The 18,917-nt window shown below is 60.2% G+C and carries 18 protein-coding genes; 10 read left to right on the forward strand and 8 right to left on the reverse strand.

The genetic code is table 11. From position 1 onward, the window contains the following. Positions 1 to 79 precede the first annotated feature (79 nt). Positions 80 to 2,059, forward strand: a complete 1,980-nt coding sequence (locus OKC28_RS05680) for a bifunctional 2',3'-cyclic-nucleotide 2'-phosphodiesterase/3'-nucleotidase (RefSeq protein ID WP_270688224.1) — start codon at positions 80 to 82, stop codon at positions 2,057 to 2,059. Between the two features lie 74 nt (positions 2,060 to 2,133). On the opposite strand, the gene OKC28_RS05685 is transcribed toward OKC28_RS05680, so the two are convergent. From OKC28_RS05685 to hslR, 8 genes are all read right to left on the reverse strand, one after another. Continuing rightward, complete coding sequence (locus OKC28_RS05685; RefSeq protein ID WP_005315904.1) at positions 2,134 to 2,610, reverse strand: glycine zipper 2TM domain-containing protein; 477 nt, start codon at positions 2,608 to 2,610, stop codon at positions 2,134 to 2,136. Between the two features lie 139 nt (positions 2,611 to 2,749). After that, the gene (locus OKC28_RS05690; protein WP_219614646.1) at positions 2,750 to 3,202 is read right to left on the reverse strand and encodes a GNAT family N-acetyltransferase; all 453 of its coding nucleotides are present in this window, start codon (positions 3,200 to 3,202) and stop codon (positions 2,750 to 2,752) included. 123 nt (positions 3,203 to 3,325) lie between these two features. Next, a complete protein-coding gene (locus tag OKC28_RS05695; RefSeq protein WP_241519070.1) occupies positions 3,326 to 3,730 on the reverse strand; it encodes a nitrous oxide-stimulated promoter family protein in 405 nt (134 codons plus the stop codon). Between the two features lie 78 nt (positions 3,731 to 3,808). Beyond that, positions 3,809 to 5,611, reverse strand: a complete 1,803-nt coding sequence (locus OKC28_RS05700; RefSeq protein ID WP_270688077.1) for an aminopeptidase P family protein — start codon at positions 5,609 to 5,611, stop codon at positions 3,809 to 3,811. A 33-nt stretch (positions 5,612 to 5,644) separates the two neighbouring features. After that, positions 5,645 to 6,310 (reverse strand): GntR family transcriptional regulator, encoded by a 666-nt coding sequence (locus OKC28_RS05705; protein ID WP_270688079.1) that lies wholly within the window; start codon positions 6,308 to 6,310, stop codon positions 5,645 to 5,647. A gap of 178 nt (positions 6,311 to 6,488) precedes the next feature. Next, the gene (gene pckA / locus OKC28_RS05710) at positions 6,489 to 8,114 is read right to left on the reverse strand and encodes a phosphoenolpyruvate carboxykinase (ATP) (RefSeq protein WP_059113737.1); all 1,626 of its coding nucleotides are present in this window, start codon (positions 8,112 to 8,114) and stop codon (positions 6,489 to 6,491) included. A 149-nt stretch (positions 8,115 to 8,263) separates the two neighbouring features. Further along, positions 8,264 to 9,148 (reverse strand): Hsp33 family molecular chaperone HslO, encoded by an 885-nt coding sequence (gene hslO, locus OKC28_RS05715; RefSeq protein WP_058394888.1) that lies wholly within the window; start codon positions 9,146 to 9,148, stop codon positions 8,264 to 8,266. Between the two features lie 108 nt (positions 9,149 to 9,256). Next, positions 9,257 to 9,655 carry a ribosome-associated heat shock protein Hsp15 gene (gene hslR / locus OKC28_RS05720; RefSeq protein ID WP_270688081.1) on the reverse strand — a complete coding sequence of 133 codons (399 nt, stop codon included), beginning with the start codon at positions 9,653 to 9,655 and terminating at the stop codon, positions 9,257 to 9,259. 214 nt (positions 9,656 to 9,869) lie between these two features. Here hslR and exeC point away from each other — a divergent pair, with 214 nt between their 5' ends. The 9 genes from exeC to exeK all read left to right on the forward strand — a co-directional run bounded on the left by exeC (position 9,870) and on the right by exeK (position 18,840). Further along, positions 9,870 to 10,718: a GspC family type II secretion system variant ExeC gene (gene exeC, locus OKC28_RS05725; protein WP_333562730.1), complete on the forward strand. Its 849-nt coding sequence runs from the start codon at positions 9,870 to 9,872 to the stop codon at positions 10,716 to 10,718. Positions 10,719 to 10,739: 21 nt separating this feature from the next. Next, a complete protein-coding gene (gene exeD, locus OKC28_RS05730) occupies positions 10,740 to 12,773 on the forward strand; it encodes a GspD family T2SS secretin variant ExeD (RefSeq protein ID WP_270688084.1) in 2,034 nt (677 codons plus the stop codon). Further along, positions 12,773 to 14,278: a GspE family T2SS ATPase variant ExeE gene (exeE, locus tag OKC28_RS05735; RefSeq protein WP_021139457.1), complete on the forward strand. Its 1,506-nt coding sequence runs from the start codon at positions 12,773 to 12,775 to the stop codon at positions 14,276 to 14,278. Before exeD ends, exeE begins: the two co-directional genes overlap by 1 nt. 71 nt (positions 14,279 to 14,349) lie before the next feature. Then, positions 14,350 to 15,570, forward strand: coding sequence for a GspF family T2SS innner membrane protein variant ExeF (gene exeF / locus OKC28_RS05740; protein ID WP_021139456.1), 1,221 nt, complete (start codon positions 14,350 to 14,352; stop codon positions 15,568 to 15,570). A gap of 115 nt (positions 15,571 to 15,685) precedes the next feature. Then, entirely contained in the window at positions 15,686 to 16,117 is a 432-nt protein-coding gene (gene exeG / locus OKC28_RS05745) for a GspG family T2SS major pseudopilin variant ExeG (protein WP_005315859.1), read from the forward strand. 44 nt (positions 16,118 to 16,161) lie between these two features. Further along, on the forward strand, positions 16,162 to 16,725 hold the full coding sequence (gene exeH / locus OKC28_RS05750) for a GspH family T2SS minor pseudopilin variant ExeH (RefSeq protein WP_270688089.1): 564 nt from the start codon (positions 16,162 to 16,164) through the stop codon (positions 16,723 to 16,725). Further along, a complete protein-coding gene (gene exeI, locus OKC28_RS05755; protein WP_021139454.1) occupies positions 16,722 to 17,081 on the forward strand; it encodes a GspI family T2SS minor pseudopilin variant ExeI in 360 nt (119 codons plus the stop codon). Before exeH ends, exeI begins: the two co-directional genes overlap by 4 nt. A 20-nt stretch (positions 17,082 to 17,101) precedes the next feature. Beyond that, on the forward strand, positions 17,102 to 17,725 hold the full coding sequence (exeJ, locus tag OKC28_RS05760) for a GspJ family T2SS minor pseudopilin variant ExeJ (RefSeq protein WP_087757458.1): 624 nt from the start codon (positions 17,102 to 17,104) through the stop codon (positions 17,723 to 17,725). An 89-nt stretch (positions 17,726 to 17,814) separates the two neighbouring features. Continuing rightward, positions 17,815 to 18,840, forward strand: a complete 1,026-nt coding sequence (exeK, locus tag OKC28_RS05770; protein WP_270688092.1) for a GspK family T2SS minor pseudopilin variant ExeK — start codon at positions 17,815 to 17,817, stop codon at positions 18,838 to 18,840. Positions 18,841 to 18,917 lie beyond the last annotated feature (77 nt).

Here is an 18,917-nt window from a genome sequence, read left to right on the forward strand (position 1 = left end):
ATGACATATTCGTCTGTTAAATTCCCGTCGCTGGTAAAGCGACACTCATAATAAAAGGGAAAAAACAGTGAATAAAACCATGAAGCTGGGTGCTATTGCAGCCATAGTGCTGTTGTCTGCCTGTAGCAATGAAAACGACAGCAAGACGCAACCGGGCGCTGTGGCCCTGCGTCTGATCCAGACCTCCGATATCCACTCCAACGTGCTGGGATACGATTACTACCAGAACAAGGAAGATCGCAAGTTTGGTCTCTCCCGTACCGCCTTGCTGATCCGTGCGGCGCGCTCGGAAAACCCCAACAACCTGCTGCTCGACAACGGTGACCTGCTTCAGGGCACGCCGCTGGCGGATTACATCTTCGAGCAATCGGGCGCCGGTTACCTCGACAAGCAGGCCCACCCCGTGTTCAAGGCCATGAACGAGCTGGGTTATGACGCCGGAAACCTGGGCAACCACGAATTCAACTACGGGCTGGATTACCTCACCAAGACACTGCAGGGTGCCAAGTTCCCCTATGTGAACGCCAACGTGTTCGAGGCGGGCGCCTTCAAGCGCGATGCCAAGGGGCAGATCGACTGGAGTGGCAACAAGTTCACCCCTTACCTGCTGCTGGAGCGCAAGGTGAAGGATGACAAGGGGCAGGAGCAGACCGTCAAGGTGGGCATATTGGGGCTGACCCCGCCACAGGTGCTGCAGTGGGACAAGCGTCATCTGGAAGGCAAGGTGGTGGTGGCCGACATGGTCGAGACCGCCAACCACTATGTGCCCGAGTTGCGTGCCAAGGGCGCCGACATAGTGGTCGTGGTCGCCCACACCGGCATCAACGCCAGCAGCTACGAAGCCATGATGGAGAACTCCGCCTGGCACCTGGCCAAGGTAAAAGGGGTGGATGCCCTCATGCTGGGGCATGCCCACAAGAACTTCCCCGGTGATTTCCCGGATCTGCCGGAGGTGGACAACCAGGCCGGCACTCTGAGCGGCGTGCCGACCGTGATGCCAGGCTATTGGGGCAACCATCTGGGCATCATAGACCTCACCCTGGAGCAGGTTGAGGGCAAGTGGCAGGTGAAGCAAAGCCAGGCCAGCCTGCGCAAGATCGATTCCAGCGAAGGCAGCGCCGTGGATCAGCGGGTCGTCGATCTGGTGCAGGCGGATCACGATGCCACCAACCAGTGGCTGGATGAACCGCTCGGCAAGATCACCTCCTCCATCCACAGCTTCTTCGCTCTGGTACAGGATGATCCCTCGGTGCAACTGGTGAGCGATGCCCAGCGCCGCCACGCCGAACAGCTGCAACAAGACGGTCTGCTCAAGAAGTCCTACCCCATTTTGTCGGTGGCGGCTCCCTTCCGTGGCGGTCGCAACGGCATCAATGACTTCACCTATGTGGCTCAGGGCGACATCTCCCTGCGCAACGTCTCCGACCTCTATATTTATCCGAACACCTTGCAGGTGGTCGAAGTGAACGGGGCCACAGTCAAGGAGTGGCTGGAGATGAGCGCCGGCCAGTTCAACCAGATCGACACCGGCAAGACAGAGGTGCAGTGGCTGGTGAACGAGACGTTCCCCACCTACAACTTCGATGTGATCGATGGCGTGAACTATGAAGTGGATATCACCCAGCCGGCCCGTTACAACAAGGAAGGGGACAAGGTCAGCAATGGCCAGCGCATCAGTGCACTCACCTTCAACGGTCAGCCCATTGACCCGGTCCAGAAGTTCTACGTGGTGACCAACAACTACCGCGCCAGCGGTGGCGGCCACTTCCCGGGCATAGACGGCAGCAACATAGTCCACGAAGATCCCTTCGAGACGCGGGAGATCATTGCCCAGTACCTGAAGGCCCAGTCTGCCGACAACCCCGGTGGTTTCAGCCCGGCGGCCAACAACAACTGGCACATGAAGGCCCTGCCCGCCAACGTGGACGTGCGGCTCTACTCTTCTCCCCGCGAGGAGGCCAAACAACTGGCCGGCGCGGATCTGGAGTACAAGTCCACCCTGCCGATGGACGATGCCAAGCATCCGGGCTACGCCATCTTCCGCCTGATCCGTCAGTAACCCTGGCTGGAAAACACGATAAAAAAAGCCCTCGCAGTGCGAGGGCTTTTTCGTGGGCGTTTGGTGGTTGGTACTTAGTTCACCACGGCCACGTTGATGCTGCCGTTGCCCTGGGTCATGCGTACCCGGGCGCCAGGTACGAAGGTGGGGCTGGCTTTTTGCACCACCACGATGGATTCGCCGTTCTCTTTCTTGATCTCGAGCTCGACGCCGTCAACCTGATTGAGCTTGTCGCCGGCAGCTTTACCGGCTGCGGCACCTGCGATGGCACCCCCTGCGGCGGCGATATCGCTGCCCCGGCCACCACCAATGGTGCTGCCGAGCAGGCCACCGACCACGGCGCCGCCTATGGTGCCGACCAGAGAGTTCTCATCGGCCTGGATCTTGACCGGGCGGGTAGAGAGTATGGTGCCGTAGCTCACTGTCTGGACCTGCTTGGCACGATCCTTGGTGTAGACATCGCCGGAGTAGACATCGCTGTTGGCACAGCCGCTGAGGGTGGTGGCAGTGGTGGCGGCCAACAAGGCGATAAGGGTCATACGTTTCAACATGATGGGCCTCCTAGGCAAGCATCTAATCTGGTTAATTCGGTCAGTGAGTGCAACTTTACGCCAACCGGATTGAGCATGAAACCAGCAAAGTGTAACCAATTATGAGGCTTACTGGCGGGAGGCGACGCCTGCAGCGGGATTAGCCGAGGCTTTTTTCAAGCAGCAGGCGATCTTCACCCGGGCCGAAATAGTCGCGCTCCTCGGCAACTTGCTGATAACCGAGTCGAAAGTAGAGGCGTTTGGCCGGATTGGCCGGATCCACCGTCAGTCTGACCCGTTCGACCAGCACCTGGGCCAGTGCCTGCTCCAGCTGCAGCATCATGCGCTCGGCAAGACCGAAACCGCGTGCCTCGGGCAACACAGCCAGGGAAAGCAGCCAGCCTTGCGACCGATCCTGTCCCAATCCACCCAGGGCATAGCCAAGCAGCTTGTCATCCAGTTCGGCCACCAGCAGCAGCTCGGGCCACAGGTCCATGGCCTGGCGAAAGAAGAAGCCTGGATAGACATCCTCCCCGAAGACGTTGACGTCTATCTGCCAGATGGCGTGCATGTCGGCGTGGGTGGCCACTCTCAAAACGGGGGGCTGATGCATCCGGGCTCCTGTCATTGCGTGCGTGCTGCCGTGCGGCAGTCAAAGGAGTCACAGGTTAGTGGGCCACCCTGGCTGATGCAAGCGTACCTGATGATGTCGGGCGCGAGTGATCGAAGGTCTGTGTCAGGGCGGCAGGGGCCGGCTGTTGGGCAATCTTGGGGCCTTGCGGCGGCTGTCCAGCAGATGGCACAGGGCAAGCCAGGGGTGACGCCACAGCATGCGCGGGCCGCTCCATTTCATGATCTGCTGGATCTGCTTGCGCATGGCGGGGGCATAGCAGTGGATGTGGCAGTTGGCGCAGGTCGGTTTGTGGCCGTGACCATAACGGCAGCGCCGCAGTCGCTGGTGGGCGAAGGCTTGCAACTGCTGGCAGTGCCGACAGGCGGGATCCTGATGGTGGTGGTGGCAGTAGAGGCGGATCATGGCGCTGACCGTTTGCTGCTCCCGCTTGAGCCTGGGGTGCTCGGATGCCTTGCTGGCACGAGTGCTGTGCATTGAGTCGGGATCATGGGGTTTCATGGCGGTCATTGTCCTGACCTGAGGGGACTGGGTGTTGATACAGGTCAAGACGGGAGGCAAAAAACAGGGCCCGCAGGCCCTGTGTCATCAGATGAGGCTGGTTGCTTGTTCCAGCCAGAGGAGATCCTCGCCCTCCAGCAGGGGGCTCAGGCGGCGGAACACCTCGACATGGTATTCGTTGATCCAGCGGAACTCGGCCGGGCTCAGCAGGCTGCGATCGATGAGGCGGGTATCGAACGGCACATAAGTCAGGCGCTCGAAGCCCAGCATCGCCAGTTCGCCCATCTGTTCCTGTTCGGTCACGACCACCAGGTTTTCGCAGCGGATGCCGAACGCATCTTCCCGGTAGTAACCTGGCTCGTTGGAGAGCACCATGCCCGGTTGCAGCGCCACCAGGCTCCCCTTGGGCGCGATGCGCTGGGGGCCTTCGTGCACGCTCAGGAAGTGACCGACACCATGGCCTGTGCCGTGGTCATAGTTGTAACCCGCCTGCCACAGCGGCATGCGGGCCAGCACGTCGAGCTGGATGCCGGCGGTACCGCGCGGGAAGCGTGCCTGATCCAGCGCGATATGGCCCTGCAGCACCCGGGTAAACATGGCCTTGTGCTCGTCAGTCACCTCACCCACCTTGACGGTGCGGGTGATGTCAGTGGTGCCGTCCAGATACTGGGCACCGGAATCCACCAGATAGATGCTGTCCTGACCGAAGGGGCGCGGTGTGCCGTTGGTGTGACGGTAGTGGCACATGGCGGCGTTGGGCCCCAGCGCCGAAATGGTGTCAAAGCTTGGCTCGACGTAGTGTTCCTGCTCGTGACGGAAGGCTTCCAGCTGATCGGCCAGGGTGCCTTCATCCACCCCCTCGAATTCGCCGGAGGCGATCAGCCGATCCAGCCAGGCGAGGAAACGGGTAACAGCGACGCCGTCACGCAGGTGGGCGCGCTGCATGCCGGCCAGCTCCACCGGGTTCTTGCACGCCTTCGGCAGCATGGTCGGATCCTGACCTTCCACCAGGATGGCGCCTGCCTCTTCCATGATGAGCTGGGTCCAGGCGTTGGCCGTGTTGGGGTCGGCCAGTACTCTTTGCTGGTTTTCACCAATGCGTTGCAGCACGTCACCCAGCTTGTCGATGGGGTAGACGGAGACATCCTGTCCCACATGTCTGGAGAAGGCGAGGCAGTCAATCTTGTCGGTGTCGACGAAGAAATCCATGCTGGTGTTGGCGTAGAGCACCGCAAAACCCAGCACTACCGGCAGACGCTCCACGTCACGGCCACGCAGGTTGAGCAGCCAGTTGATGGGCTCGGCCTGGGTCAGCAGTACGGCATCCAGCCCGCGCTTGCGCAGGTCTGTGGCCAGCAGTTCGCGCTTGGCCTGGCTCGACTGGCCTGCCAGCTCTTCGCTGTAGAGAATGACCGGGGTTTTGGTCGGCGCGGGGCGATCGCTCCAGTGCAGGTCGATGGGGTTCTCATCGACCCGTACCAGCTCGATGCCGCGTTCCGTCAGCAGGGCCTTGGCGTGTCGATACCAGGCGAGGCTGTGCAGGCGGGCGTCAAAGCCGACCCGGGAGCCGGACGGCAGTTGTTCAGCCAGCCACTGCACATGGGGATCTTCGTTCAGATGAAGAAACTCGAATAGCTCGGCCGGTGCCTGCATGCGGGCCTGCACCGTGTAACGACCGTCGATGAACAGGGCCGCCCGCTGCGCCATTATGATGGCGAGCCCGGCGGAGCCGTTGAAACCCGTGATCCAGTCCAGACGCTCTGCGTAGGCGGGAATGTATTCGCCCAGGTGCTCGTCATCGTGGGGGACTATGAAGGCGTCCAGCTCCTGAATGGCCAGAGCGGCCCTGACCTGGGCGACGCGGGTTTCAATAATCTCGAAATGATTCATGTCGTTAATGCCAGATTGTAGTGATGTGAGTGTTCAGTGGTTGTAGCCGCTGTCCAGGATCCGTTTGATCGACTGGCCAGCCGCCTCGATATGTTGCTTGAGCAGCACCACCGCCTCGTGTTTGCGGCGGGCGCGACACAGCGCCAGCAACTGGGCGTGCTCACGTTCGGCCTTGTCCACTCCGTCGCTGGCAAACAGCAGCTCGAAGCGTACATAGCGGTCACAGCTCAGATTGATCTGGGCAATCAGCTCCAGCGCCTGGGGGCGACCGGCAGCCTGATAGAGGGTGGCGTGAAAACTGTGGTTCAACTCTGCCCAGTGTTCGATCTGGGTGCCTGACTCGAGCGCCTGATCAAACTGGGCCAGGATGGCCTCTGCCTTGGCAAAGGTCTCCTCCGTCATCAGGTCGACGGCGTGAAACAGGGTATCGGCTTCCAGCAGGGCTCGCAAATAAAAGAGCTCCTCGATGGCCGAGGCGTCCAGCATGGTGACCACGGCGCCGCGGTGGGCCTCGAATTTCACCAGTCCCTGGGCCTCCAGTTGCATCAGGGCTTCCCGCACCGGAATGCGGCTCACCGCCAGCTCCTTGGCGATGGCATCCTGACGAAGAGGGGCGCCGGCGGCAAACTCCCCACGCAGGATCCGGCCGCGGAGGTTCTCCATCACCATCTGGGTTCGGGTCTTGTAGGGTGGGGTCATGGTCGGGTCACAGGGGAATCGTTACAAAATTGTATATTGTATAAAGTTGGGCTGAATCTAACGCGCAACCGCCCACAAGGCAAGGTTTGGCGGGGATCAAACGCCGCCATCTGGTTAAAAAAATACCGGTCAGCAGGGCTGACCGGTATTACAGTTTGCAAGAAGACGGGGGCTGGCGTTACAGCTGCGGACCTGCCGCGACCAGGCGCTTGCCCTCTTCGTTGTCGGTGAAGCGCTCGAAGTTCTTGATGAAGCGCTGGGCCAGATCCTCTGCCTTGGCATCCCACTCGGCCTTGTCGGCATAAGTGTCACGCGGGTCGAGGATCGCCGGGTTCACGTCGTGCAGTGCGGTCGGCACTTCCAGATTGAAGACCGGCAGTATCTTGGTCTCGGCCTTCTCGATGGAACCGTCCAGGATGGCGTCAATGATGGCGCGGGTATCCTTGATGGAGATGCGCTTGCCGGTGCCATTCCAGCCGGTGTTGACCAGATAGGCTTCCGCGCCGGCCGCTTCCATCCGCTTCACCAGCTCCTGACCGTACTTGGTCGGGTGCAGGCTGAGGAAGGCCGCACCGAAGCAGGAGGAGAAGGTCGGAGTCGGCTCTGTGATGCCGCGCTCGGTACCTGCCAGTTTGGCGGTGAAGCCAGACAGGAAGTGGTACTTGGTCTGCTCCTTGGTCAGCTTGGAAACCGGGGGCAGCACGCCGAAAGCGTCGGCAGTCAGGAAGATCACCTTGTTGGCATGACCCGCCTTGGAGACCGGCTTGACGATGTTCTCGATGTGATAGATGGGGTAGGAGACGCGGGTGTTCTCGGTCTTGGAGCCATCATCGAAGTCGATGGTGCCATCGGCGGCAACGGTCACGTTTTCCAGCAGCGCATCGCGACGGATGGCGTTGAAGATGTCCGGCTCGGCTTCTTTGGAGAGCTTGATGGTCTTGGCGTAGCAGCCCCCTTCGAAGTTGAACACACCGTCATCGTCCCAGCCGTGCTCGTCATCGCCGATCAGCTGACGCTTGGGATCGGTGGAGAGGGTGGTCTTGCCGGTGCCGGAGAGGCCGAAGAAGATGGCAACGTCGCCGTCCTGACCCACGTTGGCGGAGCAGTGCATGGAGGCAATGCCGCGCAGAGGCAGGAAGTAGTTCATCATGGAGAACATCCCTTTCTTCATCTCGCCACCGTACCAGGTGCCGCCGATGAGCTGGATCTTCTCGGTGAGGTTGAAGGCAACGAAGTTCTCGGAGTTGAGACCCTGCTCCTTCCAGTTCGGGTTGGTGCACTTGGCACCGTTCATTACCACGAAGTCAGGTTTGAAGACTTTCAGCTCTTCATCGCTCGGGCGAATGAACATGTTCTTGACGAAGTGAGCCTGCCAGGCCACCTCTGTGATGACGCGCACGGCCAGACGGGTATCCGGGTTGGCACCGCAGAAGCCATCGATCACAAACAGGCGCTTGCCTGAGAGCTGTTTGGTCACCAGGGATTTCAGATGTGACCACACTTCCGGGGTAATGGCTTTGTTATCGTTCTTACCCTGGTCAGACCACCACACAGTATTCTGGGTGGTGGCATCTTTGACGATATATTTATCTTTCGGGGAGCGGCCTGTAAAGATACCGGTGTTGACATTAACGGCGCCCAGTTCGGTCACTACACCGCGCTCGAACCCTTCCAGGTCAGAACGTGTCTCTTCCGCGAAAAGTTGGTCGTAAGAGGGGTTGCGAACGATTTCTTGGCTGTTTTTGATGCCGTACTGGTCCAGTTCTAATTGTTGGGCCAGGGTGGGTTCTGCCACGATTGTCATTGTATTCTCCTGGGTTCAGAGGTTGGTAGGGTTCTATCTGGCATTCATCCTATCACTTAGGTGGTAGAGTTTAGCGATCGCCATCAAACTTTATAAAATAGGGTATTTTTTTGTTATTTAAGTTAAAGGCGGGTTTTGCCCGCCTTCAATTAGTGTAACTTGTTTGCATCATTATCGGGAGCCCTGCTGAACAGGGTTTCGACGTCGATCCCATCAAATTGGTACTGGGCGCCGCAATAATCACAGTGCATGTCGATCTTGCCGAGCTCCTGCACCATCTCCAAGACTTCTTCCTTTTCTATCTGCAGCAGGGCCCCTTCGCAGCGTGCGCGGGAGCAGGTGCAACGGAACTCGACTGCCTGGGGGTCGAACACCCGCACCTTGTCCTGGTGGTAGAGACGGTAGAGGATCTCTTCCGCTTCCAGCCCGAACAGCTCTTCATCCTTGATGGTGGCGGTGAGCTGGGTCAGGTGATCGAAATCTGCGCTGTGATCCTCGCTCTGGGCGGGCAGCGCCTGCAGCAATATGCCGGCGGCGCGCGGTTCACCCTGGTGGTAGCCGGTACGGATCCAGAGCTTGGTGGCCAGCTGTTCGGATTGGGCGAAGTAGTGCTCCAGGCAACCTGCCAGGGTATCGGCGTCCAGGGCTATGATGCCCTGATAGCGCTCGCCCTGCTCCGGAGTGATGGTGATGATCAGCTGGCCGTTGCCAATCAGGCTCTGCAGCTTGCCATCGCTCGGCAGCTCCCCTTCATAGCGGGCCACGCCGCGCAACTGCTGGTTGTTGTCACCGTTGATCACCGCCAGACGGACAGGGCCATCACCCTGCAATTGCACAGTGATGGAGCCTTCGAACTTGAGGGTGGCGGTCAGCAGGCTGGTGGCGACCAGCAGTTCACCCAACAATTTTTGCACCTGCACCGGATAACTCTGGGCTTCCACCACGTGGCGGTAGGTGTGATCCAGCTGGACCAGCTCACCCCGGACTTCGTACTCTTCAAACAGATAGCGATACAGGAGATCTTGGTTACTCATCATGCATTCCTGGGTTCTTAGGTGAGGTGAATAGATAAAAACAATAATAAACAGGTGGTTAGGAACTTATCTCGCCCCCTGTCGTCATAAAAGGGCCACGTTGGCGAGTCAGTATTGCTTGACCTTGATCAGCTGGCGCCGCTCCTGCTTGTCGGGGCGACGCTCGGGGCTTGGGGCAAACTGGCTGTTGAAGCGGCGCGCCTCGCTGTTCTCGGCCCGTTTTTTCAGGCTGGCTTCCGTCTCTTCATAGAGCAGTTGTGCCAGCGGGGCGGACTTGCGCTGTTCGCCCACTTGCAGTACCCGCACCTCCCGCTCGTCCTGGCCCTGCCAGACACGGATGAGGGCGCCGGCTTCAACGGCCTTGCCAGGTTTGCTGCGCTGGCCGTTATAGTGCACCTTGCCCCCTTCAATCTGATCGCGGGCCAGGCTGCGGGTCTTGTAAAAACGCGCGGCCCACAACCATTTGTCGAGGCGGACCTGGGTTGTGGTTTCTGCGGGATTCGGCATGAATCGACTCCGGGATGGCTGAAAGGGGAGCCTGATTATACCAGAGGCAGGCCTCGGGATAGAAACAGGGGGGCTGATGGTGTGACGGAATGTCAATTTTCACAGCTTGATACCATCCGGTCGGTTGTCTCTGGGTCCATTGCCGTACACAATAGCCAACCGATTTGGAAGCCAGAATATATTGATAAACATGACGCTACCGTTCAGGGATGACTTGTTGAGCTCCCTTCTGGCCCGTTGCAAAACTGTGCCGCTCTCCCGTTTCAGCCAGCCCCTGTTCTGGCTCTTGCTGCTGTTGCTGGCCCACCAGTGCGCCGGTCTTACCTGGCGGCTGCTGGATCTCGGTAGCCAGCAGAGCAGTCAGCCCTGGCAACCGGCCGTGGCAGGCAGTCAGGGTCAGGGCAAGGCCCGGCTCGATCTCGGCGGCGTCAGCCGGCTGGCACTGTTTGGCAAGGCGAAGCAGCAGGCCCGGGCGGCCGATGCTGTCTCAGCCGACGCACCCAAGACCCAGCTCAATGCGCAGCTCAACGGTGTGCTGGCCAGTTCCGATCCCGCCAAGTCCATCGCCATCATAGCCCACAGCGGTGTGCAAAATTCCTATGGCATAGGTGACTTCATCGATGGCACCCAGGCCAAGGTTCGCCAGGTGTTTGCCGACCGCGTCATCATAGAACGTGACGCGCGTGACGAGACCCTGATGCTGGACGGGGAAGAGTACGGCAAACCCCTGCCCAGGCAGGGCAACCCGGATGAGAAGCTCTCCTCGGTGCGCAGCGAATTGCTGGGCAACCCCGGCAAGATCACCGATTACCTCAATATTTCACCGGTACGAGTGGATGGCCGCATGGTCGGCTATCGCCTCAATCCGGGCAGCAATCCAGAACTGTTCAATCAACTCGGTCTGGTCGCCAATGACATGGCGGTCAGCATCAATGGTCTGGATCTGCGGGATAACGCTCAGGCCATGCAGGCGATGCAGCAGGTGGCAGGCGCCACGGAAATGACCGTCACCGTCGAACGGCAGGGACAGCTCTACGACGTTTATGTCGGCTTGTCAGAATAATGATTTGGAGTAGCACCAAGAATGATAAATAAAGGGAAGAGCTGGCGTCTTGCCACGGTCGCGGCGGCGCTGATGATGGCAGGCTCTGCCTGGGCCACCGAGTATTCTGCCAGCTTCAAGAATGCCGACATCGAAGAGTTCATCAACACGGTCGGCAAGAACCTGAGCAAGACCATCATCATAGAGCCTTCGGTACGCGGCAAGATCAACGTCCGCAGCTACGACCTGCTCAACGAAGAGCAGTATTATCAGTTCTTCCTGAGCGTGCTCGACGTCTATGGCTTTGCCGTTGTGCCCATGGATAACGGCGTGCTCAAGGTAGTGCGCTCCAAGGATGCCAAGACCTCGGCCATCCCCGTGGTGGATGAGACCAACCCGGGCATTGGCGACGAGATGGTGACCCGGGTGGTGCCGGTGCGCAATGTCTCGGTGCGTGAACTGGCCCCCTTGCTGCGTCAGCTCAACGACAACGCCGGTGGCGGCAACGTGGTGCATTACGATCCCTCCAACGTGCTGCTCATCACCGGCCGTGCCGCCGTGGTCAACCGTCTGGTGGAAGTGGTGCGCCGGGTCGACAAGGCGGGCGATCAGGAAGTGGACATCATCAAGTTGAAATATGCCTCCGCCGGCGAGATGGTGCGACTGGTGACCAACCTCAACAAGGATGGCAACACCCAGGGCGGCAACACTTCCCTGCTGCTGGCGCCCAAGGTAGTGGCCGATGAGCGCACCAATTCCGTGGTGGTCAGTGGTGAACCCAAGGCGCGGGCTCGCATCATACAGATGGTGCGCCAGCTCGACCGCGACCTGCAGAGCCAGGGCAATACCCGGGTTTTCTATCTCAAATATGGCAAGGCCAAGGACATGGTGGAGGTGCTCAAGGGCGTCAGCACCAGCATAGAAGCGGACAAGAAGGGGGGCGGCACCACGGCCGGTGGCGGCAACGCCAGCATAGGGGGGGGCAAGCTGGCCATCTCGGCCGACGAGACCACCAATGCGCTGGTCATCACGGCCCAGCCGGATGTGATGGCCGAGCTGGAGCAGGTGGTCGCCAAGCTGGATATCCGCCGCGCTCAGGTGCTGGTGGAGGCGATCATCGTCGAAATCGCCGACGGTGACGGTCTCAACCTGGGGGTTCAGTGGGCCAATACCAACGGTGGCGGTACCCAGTTTACCAACGCCGGCCCAGGTATAGGTTCAGTGGCCATCGCCGCCAAGGATTACAAGGATAATGGCACCACCACGGGTATTGCCAAGTTGGCGGAGAGTTTTAACGGCATGGCTGCCGGTTTCTACCAAGGCAACTGGGCCATGTTGGTGACGGCGCTCTCCACCAACACCAAGAGCGATATTCTCTCTACCCCGAGTATCGTCACCATGGACAACAAGGAGGCTTCTTTCAACGTGGGTCAGGAAGTGCCTGTGCAGACGGGTAAACAAAATTCCACGTCCGGTGACACCACCTTCAGTACCATAGAGCGCAAAACGGTGGGCACCAAGTTGGTGGTGACGCCGCAGATCAACGAAGGGGATTCGGTGCTGCTTACCATAGAGCAGGAGGTTTCCAGCGTTGGCAAGCAAGCCAGTGGGACCGAAGGGTTGGGCCCCACCTTTGATACCCGTACCGTCAAGAACGCCGTGCTGGTCAAAAGTGGCGAAACCGTGGTGCTGGGCGGTCTGATGGATGAACAGACCAAGGAGGAGGTCTCCAAGGTGCCTTTGCTGGGTGATATCCCTGTGCTGGGCTACCTGTTCCGCTCAACCTCCAACACCACGTCCAAGCGCAACCTGATGGTCTTTATCCGGCCCACCATATTGCGCGATGCCAACGTCTACTCGGGGATATCCAGCAACAAGTACACCATGTTCCGCGCTCAACAGTTGGAGGCGGCGGCTCAGGAGGGTTATCTCACCTCACCGGATCGGCAGGTGCTGCCCCAATACGGGCAGGATGTGGTCCAGTCACCCGAGGTACAAAAGCAGCTCGAGCTGATGAAGGCCCGCCAGCAGGCAACGGCCGACGGGGTGCAGCCGTTCGTACAGGGTAACAAGTAATGGCGGCGTACCAGCTCGACGGAACGGATCTGCCAGCAGCCCTGCCCGAGCTGCCGTTTGCCTTTGCCCGCAATTTCGGCGCCATTCTGACCGAGCGGCAGGGGACTCCCCTGCTGATCTGTCGTCAGGGTGTCGCGCCGCAAACCCTGCTGGAAGTCCGGCGGGTAGCGGGCTGTGCCTTCGAAGTGGAGCAGCTTGGCAGTGACGAGTTTGAAGAGTTGCTGATGGCCCACTACCAGCGCGACTCTTCCGAGGCGCGCCAGCTGATGGAAGATCTCGGCAACGAGATGGACTTCTTTGCCCTGGCCGAAGAGTTGCCCCAGAGCGAGGACCTGCTGGATGCCGATGACGATGCCCCCATCATTCGCCTCATCAACGCCATGTTGAGCGAGGCGATAAAAGAGGAAGCGTCCGACATCCATATCGAGACCTTCGAGCGGGTGCTGGTCATTCGCTTCCGTATCGATGGCGTGCTGCGGGAGATACTGCGCCCCCATCGCAAGCTGGCCTCCCTGCTGGTGTCGCGCATCAAGGTCATGTCACGGATGGACATCGCCGAGAAGCGGGTCCCGCAGGATGGCCGCATCTCATTGCGTATCGGTGGCCGGGCGGTGGACGTGCGGGTTTCGACCATGCCGTCCAGCTACGGCGAGCGGGTGGTATTGCGTCTGCTCGACAAGAACAACGTGCGCCTCGAGCTCAAGCAGCTCGGCATGACGCTGGCCAACCGCAACATCATCAGCGAACTCATTCGCAAGCCCCACGGCATCATATTGGTGACGGGCCCGACCGGTTCGGGCAAATCCACCACCCTGTATGCGGCACTCTCCGAGATCAACTCGCGGGATCGCAACATTCTCACGGTGGAGGACCCCATCGAATATGACCTCGAAGGGGTAGGTCAGACCCAGGTCAATACCAAGGTGGACATGACCTTCGCCCGCGGCCTGCGCGCCATCTTGCGTCAGGATCCGGACGTGGTGATGGTGGGGGAAATCCGGGATCTGGAAACCGCCCAGATAGCGGTACAGGCGTCGCTGACCGGTCACCTGGTGATGTCGACCCTGCACACCAACACTGCCATCGGCGCCATCACCCGAATGCGGGACATGGGGATAGAGCCTTTCCTGCTCTCCTCATCCTTGTTGGCGGTACTGGCCCAGCGGCTGGTGCGTACCCTCTGTCCGGATTGCCGCACTCCACGCCCCATCACTGAGCAGGAGCGGGAGGCCATGGGCATGGAGCTGGCGCCAGATCAGCAGGTGTGGCGCCCGGTTGGCTGCGAGCAGTGCAACCACACCGGCTATCGCGGCCGGACCGGCATTCACGAGCTGGTGGTGATCGACGAGGCGGTGCGCGAGGCGATCCACAGTGCCAGCGGCGAACTGGCCATAGAGCGGCTGATCCGCGGCCATACCCCCAGCATCCGTCGGGATGGCATCGACAAGGTACTCAAGGGCCAGACCAGCCTTGAAGAAGTGCTGCGGGTGACCCGGGAAGATTGATGTTCGGTCAGGCAAGCGATTTGAATCGGGATAGCAAGACGTCACAGTGCTAGGGCAGAGGAGCAAGAGTATTGTCAGCATTTGAATACAAAGCCCTCGACAGCAAGGGGCGCCAGAAGCAGGGGGTGACCGAGGGCGACTCGGCCCGTCAGGTACGCCAGCAACTGCGCGAGCAGGGGCTGACCCCGCTCGAGGTGAACGAGACCACAGAGAAGGCAAAGCGTGAAGCGAATCGCTTCGTGCTGTTTCGCCGTGGTGCCTCCACTTCCGAGCTGGCCCTCATTACTCGCCAGTTGGCGACCCTGGTTGGCGCCGGCCTGACTATCGAAGAGGCGCTGCGGGCAGTGGCCGAGCAGTGCGAAAAGGCCCATCTGCGCAGCCTGGTGGCAACCGTGCGCAGCAAGGTAGTAGAAGGCTACTCGCTGGCCGATTCGCTGGGGGCCTTCCCCCACGTGTTCGATCAGCTGTTTCGCTCCATGGTGGCGGCAGGGGAGAAGTCCGGTCATCTGGAGAAGGTGCTGAACCGGCTCGCCGACTACACGGAGCAGCGCCAGCACATGCGCACCAAGCTGCTGCAGGCGATGATCTACCCCATAGTCCTCACTCTGGTGGCGGTCGGGGTCATTTCGATCCTGCTCACTGCCGTGGTACCCAAGGTGGTGGCCCAGTTTGAACACATGGGCCAGCAGTTGCCTGCGACGACCCGTTTCCTCATCGGCACCAGCGAGCTGATGCAGCATTACGGCCTCTGGTTCCTGCTGCTGCTGTTCCTGGGTGGCTTTGTCTGGCGCTGGTGGCTGACCGACGAGAAGCGCCGCCGTCACTGGCATCAGGTGATACTGCGCCTGCCGGTCATAGGCCGGGTCAGCCGTGGTCTCAACACAGCCCGCTTCGCCCGCACCTTGAGCATCCTCAATGCCAGTGCCGTGCCCTTGCTGGAGGGGATGAAGATCGCTGGCGAAGTGCTCTCCAACGACTTTGCCCGTACGCGCATTGGTGAGGCCACCGAACGGGTACGGGAGGGGACCAGCCTGCGCAAGGCGCTGGATGAAACCAAGATTTTTCCGCCCATGATGCTGCACATGATCGCCTCCGGCGAGCAGAGCGGCGAGCTCGACAACATGCTGGAGCGGGCGGCGGATAACCAGGACAGGGAATTTGAAACCCAGGTGAACATAGCCCTCGGCGTGTTCGAGCCCCTGCTGGTGGTCTCCATGGCCGGGGTTGTGCTGTTTATCGTGATGTCGATCCTGCAGCCGATCCTCGAGCTCAACAACATGGTGAATCTGTAGGTTCGGGTGTCCGAATACGCTTCGCTATTCGAACCTACAAATCCAATCGAACGATCGTGGTTTAACAGTTAATCGTTGATGGTTCATGCCATCTCATTTCGTTAGGGAGTAAGTCATGCAAAAGCGTCGTCAATCTGGTTTTACCCTGCTGGAAGTCATGGTGGTCATAGTGATCCTCGGGATCCTGGCCAGCCTGGTGGTGCCCAACCTGATGGGCAACAAGGAGAAGGCTGACCAGCAGAAAGCCGTCTCCGATATAGTGGCGCTGGAAAATGCCCTCGACATGTACAAGCTGGACAACAACCGTTATCCGACCACGGAGCAGGGCCTGGATGCGCTGGTCAACAAGCCGACCGCCGCCCCCGAGCCGCGCAGCTACCGTGACGGCGGCTACATCAAGCGCCTGCCGCAGGATCCCTGGGGCAATCCTTACCAGCTGCTGAGCCCGGGCCAGTTCGGCAAGATCGACATCTTCTCCATGGGGCTGGATGGCGAAGCCGGTACCGATGATGACATCGGCAACTGGAATCTGAAGGATTTCCAATAAGTGATTGATTGCGCTGTCATCAAGGTGCTGTGGGCGAGGCTGCCGTGAGGGGCTCCTCGTCTCGTCATCGCCAAGCCGGTTTCACCCTGCTGGAAGTATTGCTGGTGGCCATGCTGATGGGGCTGGTGGCCACTGCCGTCACCCTCAGCATGGGGGGGGCCAGAGGCGATCGCGAGCTCGACAAGCAGGCGCGCCGCTTCATGGCGACCCTGCAACAGGCGCAGGAGTATTCGGTGATGGATGGCCGGCTGGTGGGGCTGCGTATCGAGGCGAACGGCTGGCAGTTCATGCAGCGCGGGGCCAAGGATCGCAAATGGCAGGCGTTGACCGACGACAAGATCCTGGGGCAGGCCACACTGCCGGATGAGATGACGCTGGCCATCGAGCTCGAAGGGTTCAGCTGGCGGACCGAGTCCGACGAGAAAACCGAGCAGGGCCGGGACGAGAAGGAGCGCACGCCCCAGGTACTGATCTTCCCTGGTGGCGAGCTCAGCCCTTTCGTATTGACCCTGACCCAGCAGAATGAGGACGTGCGCTACCTGCGGACTGTCAAGGCGGATGAATTCGGCCGCTTGCGACTGCTGCAGGACGAGGAGGAAGAGGAGTGAACGCCCGTGGCATGACATTGCTCGAGGTCATGGTCGCACTGGCGGTGTTTGCCATCGCGGGTCTCGCCGTGATGAAAACCGCCAGCGAACACCTCTCTGCACTCAGTTATCTGGAAGAGAAGACGCTGGCGACCTGGGTGGTGGAAAACCAGCTGGTGCAGCAGAAACTCGAAGCCAAGTGGCCCGGCGACAGCTGGGTGGAAGGGGACGAGAAGATGGCTGGGCAGACCTGGTATTGGCGCTATCGCGGCGTCGCCACCGCCGACAACAACTTCAAGGCGCTGGATATGGAAGTGCGTACTGCCCCCAAGGCCGAGAGCCCTGTGGCCATGATCCGGACCTATATCAGCCGATGAACCTGGTCAACGACACCCAAATGAAGTCCCGTCAGGGCGGTTTTACTCTGCTTGAGATGCTGGTGGCCATCGCCATCTTCGCCAGCCTCAGCATGGGCGCCTATCAGGTGCTGCAGGGGGTGCTCACCAGCGACGAGGTGGCCAAGAAGAAAGAGGCCCGTCTCTCCGAGTTGCAGCTGGCCTTCACCCTGATGGAGCGGGACATCACCCAGATGGTACCCCGCAGTGGCCGCATCGACGGCGAGAACAACAAGGTGCTGCTGGCGGCGTCCCGTTTCGGCCAGCAGAGCGATGACTGGGGCATGGCCTTCATTCGCGGTGGCTGGCTCAATCCGGATGGCATGCTGCCACGCTCCGGTTTGCAGCGGGTTGGCTGGCGTCTCAAGGATCACAAGCTGGAGCGGCTGAGCTACCTCTATCCGGATCCGGTGATCGGCACAGAGCCGCGTATTCAGCCCATGCTGGATCGGGTGACGGCGCTGCGGCTCTATTTTTACGACAAGGGTGCCTGGAAGGAGGAGTGGACCCAGCGCAACGTGCTGCCTTACGGCCTGGCGGTGGAGCTGGATCTGGAGGATTACGGCACCATCCGCCGTCAGTTCCTCATCGGGGCCGGTGGCCAGAGGGCTGACAATGGTAATTGATCGTCGTTTTCCCCTGAGCGTCACTGAAGATGACGGCACAATTCGTCGCCGTCAGTTCCTGATAGGCGCCGGTGGCCAGCGAGCTGACAATGGCAACTAGGCGCAATCGGGGAGTGTACGCAGCCAGACCGGGTCGTCAGGGCGGCATGGCCCTGCTGGTAGTGCTGCTCATCTTGTCGGTGATGGTGATCATCGCCAGCAACATGAGCGGTCGCTTGCAGCTGGAACTGCGCCGCACAGGCAACCTCACTGCCGGCAAGCAGGCATGGTGGTATGCCATGTCGGCGGAAGCCCTGGTGAGCAAGGTGCTGGCTCAGGATTTCAAAGACGACCCCAATGTGGTTAGCCTGGGCCAGAACTGGGCCAGGCAGGATGCTGTCTTCCCGGTGGATGACGGCAAACTGACCGGTCGGGTGCGGGATCTGCAATCCTGCTTCAACCTCAACAGCCTGAGCGTGCCCCTGAAAGACGGGGTGAGCGGCGATGACCTCGAGAAGCAGCCTTATCAGGTCAAGGCATTTCGCGCCCTGCTCAAGCAGCTCGAAGTCGAGGATTACGAGGCGGTGCAGCTGACCGATGCCATCCGCGACTGGACCGACAAGGATACGGCGCTGGTCTCCAGCTACGGTGCCGAAGATGCCTATTACGAAGGGCTGACGCCCCCTTATCTGACCGCGAACCAGTGGATGATCAGCACGGATGAGCTGAGGGCGGTGCGCGGTGTGAGTGCCAAACTGTATGCCCGGCTGGCGCCCTATGTGTGTGCCTTGCCGACCGACAAGCTGGTGGTGAACATCAACACCATCAAGTCGGAGCAGGCCGCGCTGCTGGTGGCGCTTTATCAGGACAAGGTTGGTCTCGATGACGCCAAACGGGTGCTGACCAGCCGCCCCCAGAAGGGGTGGAAGGATAAGAAAGCGATGACGGATCAGATGCCGGTGCAGGTGAGCACCATCCAGGGGCTGGATGCGGCGCTGGACGTCAAGAGCGGCTATTTCGAAGCCAAATTGATCGCCGAAGTCGGTGATACCCGGGCCAGGCTGGAGAGTGTCTTCGTGCGTGGCAAGGACAACAAGCTGGTGATGCTGCGCCGCCTCAGCGGTGGCGCCGAATAACAAACAGGTGTGGGTGACGGCTGATGGCCGAATCCGCTCTGAATCCGTATTGGACAGCAGCCAAAGGCTGCGCTCCC

The sequence above is a fragment of the Aeromonas sp. D3 genome (assembly GCF_027705025.1).
Taxonomy (GTDB): domain Bacteria; phylum Pseudomonadota; class Gammaproteobacteria; order Enterobacterales; family Aeromonadaceae; genus Aeromonas; species Aeromonas salmonicida.

Excerpts from the sequence above, each read along its gene's own strand:
- OKC28_RS05680 (WP_270688224.1), top strand. The coding sequence starts at position 80 with ATGAAGCTGGGTGCTATTGCAGCCATAGTGCTGTTGTCTGCCTGTAGC.
- OKC28_RS05685 (WP_005315904.1), bottom strand. The coding sequence starts at position 2,610 with ATGTTGAAACGTATGACCCTTATCGCCTTGTTGGCCGCCACCACTGCC.
- OKC28_RS05690 (WP_219614646.1), bottom strand. The coding sequence starts at position 3,202 with ATGCATCAGCCCCCCGTTTTGAGAGTGGCCACCCACGCCGACATGCAC.
- OKC28_RS05695 (WP_241519070.1), bottom strand. The coding sequence starts at position 3,730 with ATGACCGCCATGAAACCCCATGATCCCGACTCAATGCACAGCACTCGT.
- OKC28_RS05700 (WP_270688077.1), bottom strand. The coding sequence starts at position 5,611 with ATGAATCATTTCGAGATTATTGAAACCCGCGTCGCCCAGGTCAGGGCC.
- OKC28_RS05705 (WP_270688079.1), bottom strand. The coding sequence starts at position 6,310 with ATGACCCCACCCTACAAGACCCGAACCCAGATGGTGATGGAGAACCTC.
- pckA (WP_059113737.1), bottom strand. The coding sequence starts at position 8,114 with ATGACAATCGTGGCAGAACCCACCCTGGCCCAACAATTAGAACTGGAC.
- hslO (WP_058394888.1), bottom strand. The coding sequence starts at position 9,148 with ATGAGTAACCAAGATCTCCTGTATCGCTATCTGTTTGAAGAGTACGAA.
- hslR (WP_270688081.1), bottom strand. The coding sequence starts at position 9,655 with ATGCCGAATCCCGCAGAAACCACAACCCAGGTCCGCCTCGACAAATGG.
- exeD (WP_270688084.1), top strand. The coding sequence starts at position 10,740 with ATGATAAATAAAGGGAAGAGCTGGCGTCTTGCCACGGTCGCGGCGGCG.
- exeE (WP_021139457.1), top strand. The coding sequence starts at position 12,773 with ATGGCGGCGTACCAGCTCGACGGAACGGATCTGCCAGCAGCCCTGCCC.
- exeG (WP_005315859.1), top strand. The coding sequence starts at position 15,686 with ATGCAAAAGCGTCGTCAATCTGGTTTTACCCTGCTGGAAGTCATGGTG.
- exeJ (WP_087757458.1), top strand. The coding sequence starts at position 17,102 with ATGAAGTCCCGTCAGGGCGGTTTTACTCTGCTTGAGATGCTGGTGGCC.
- exeK (WP_270688092.1), top strand. The coding sequence starts at position 17,815 with ATGGCAACTAGGCGCAATCGGGGAGTGTACGCAGCCAGACCGGGTCGT.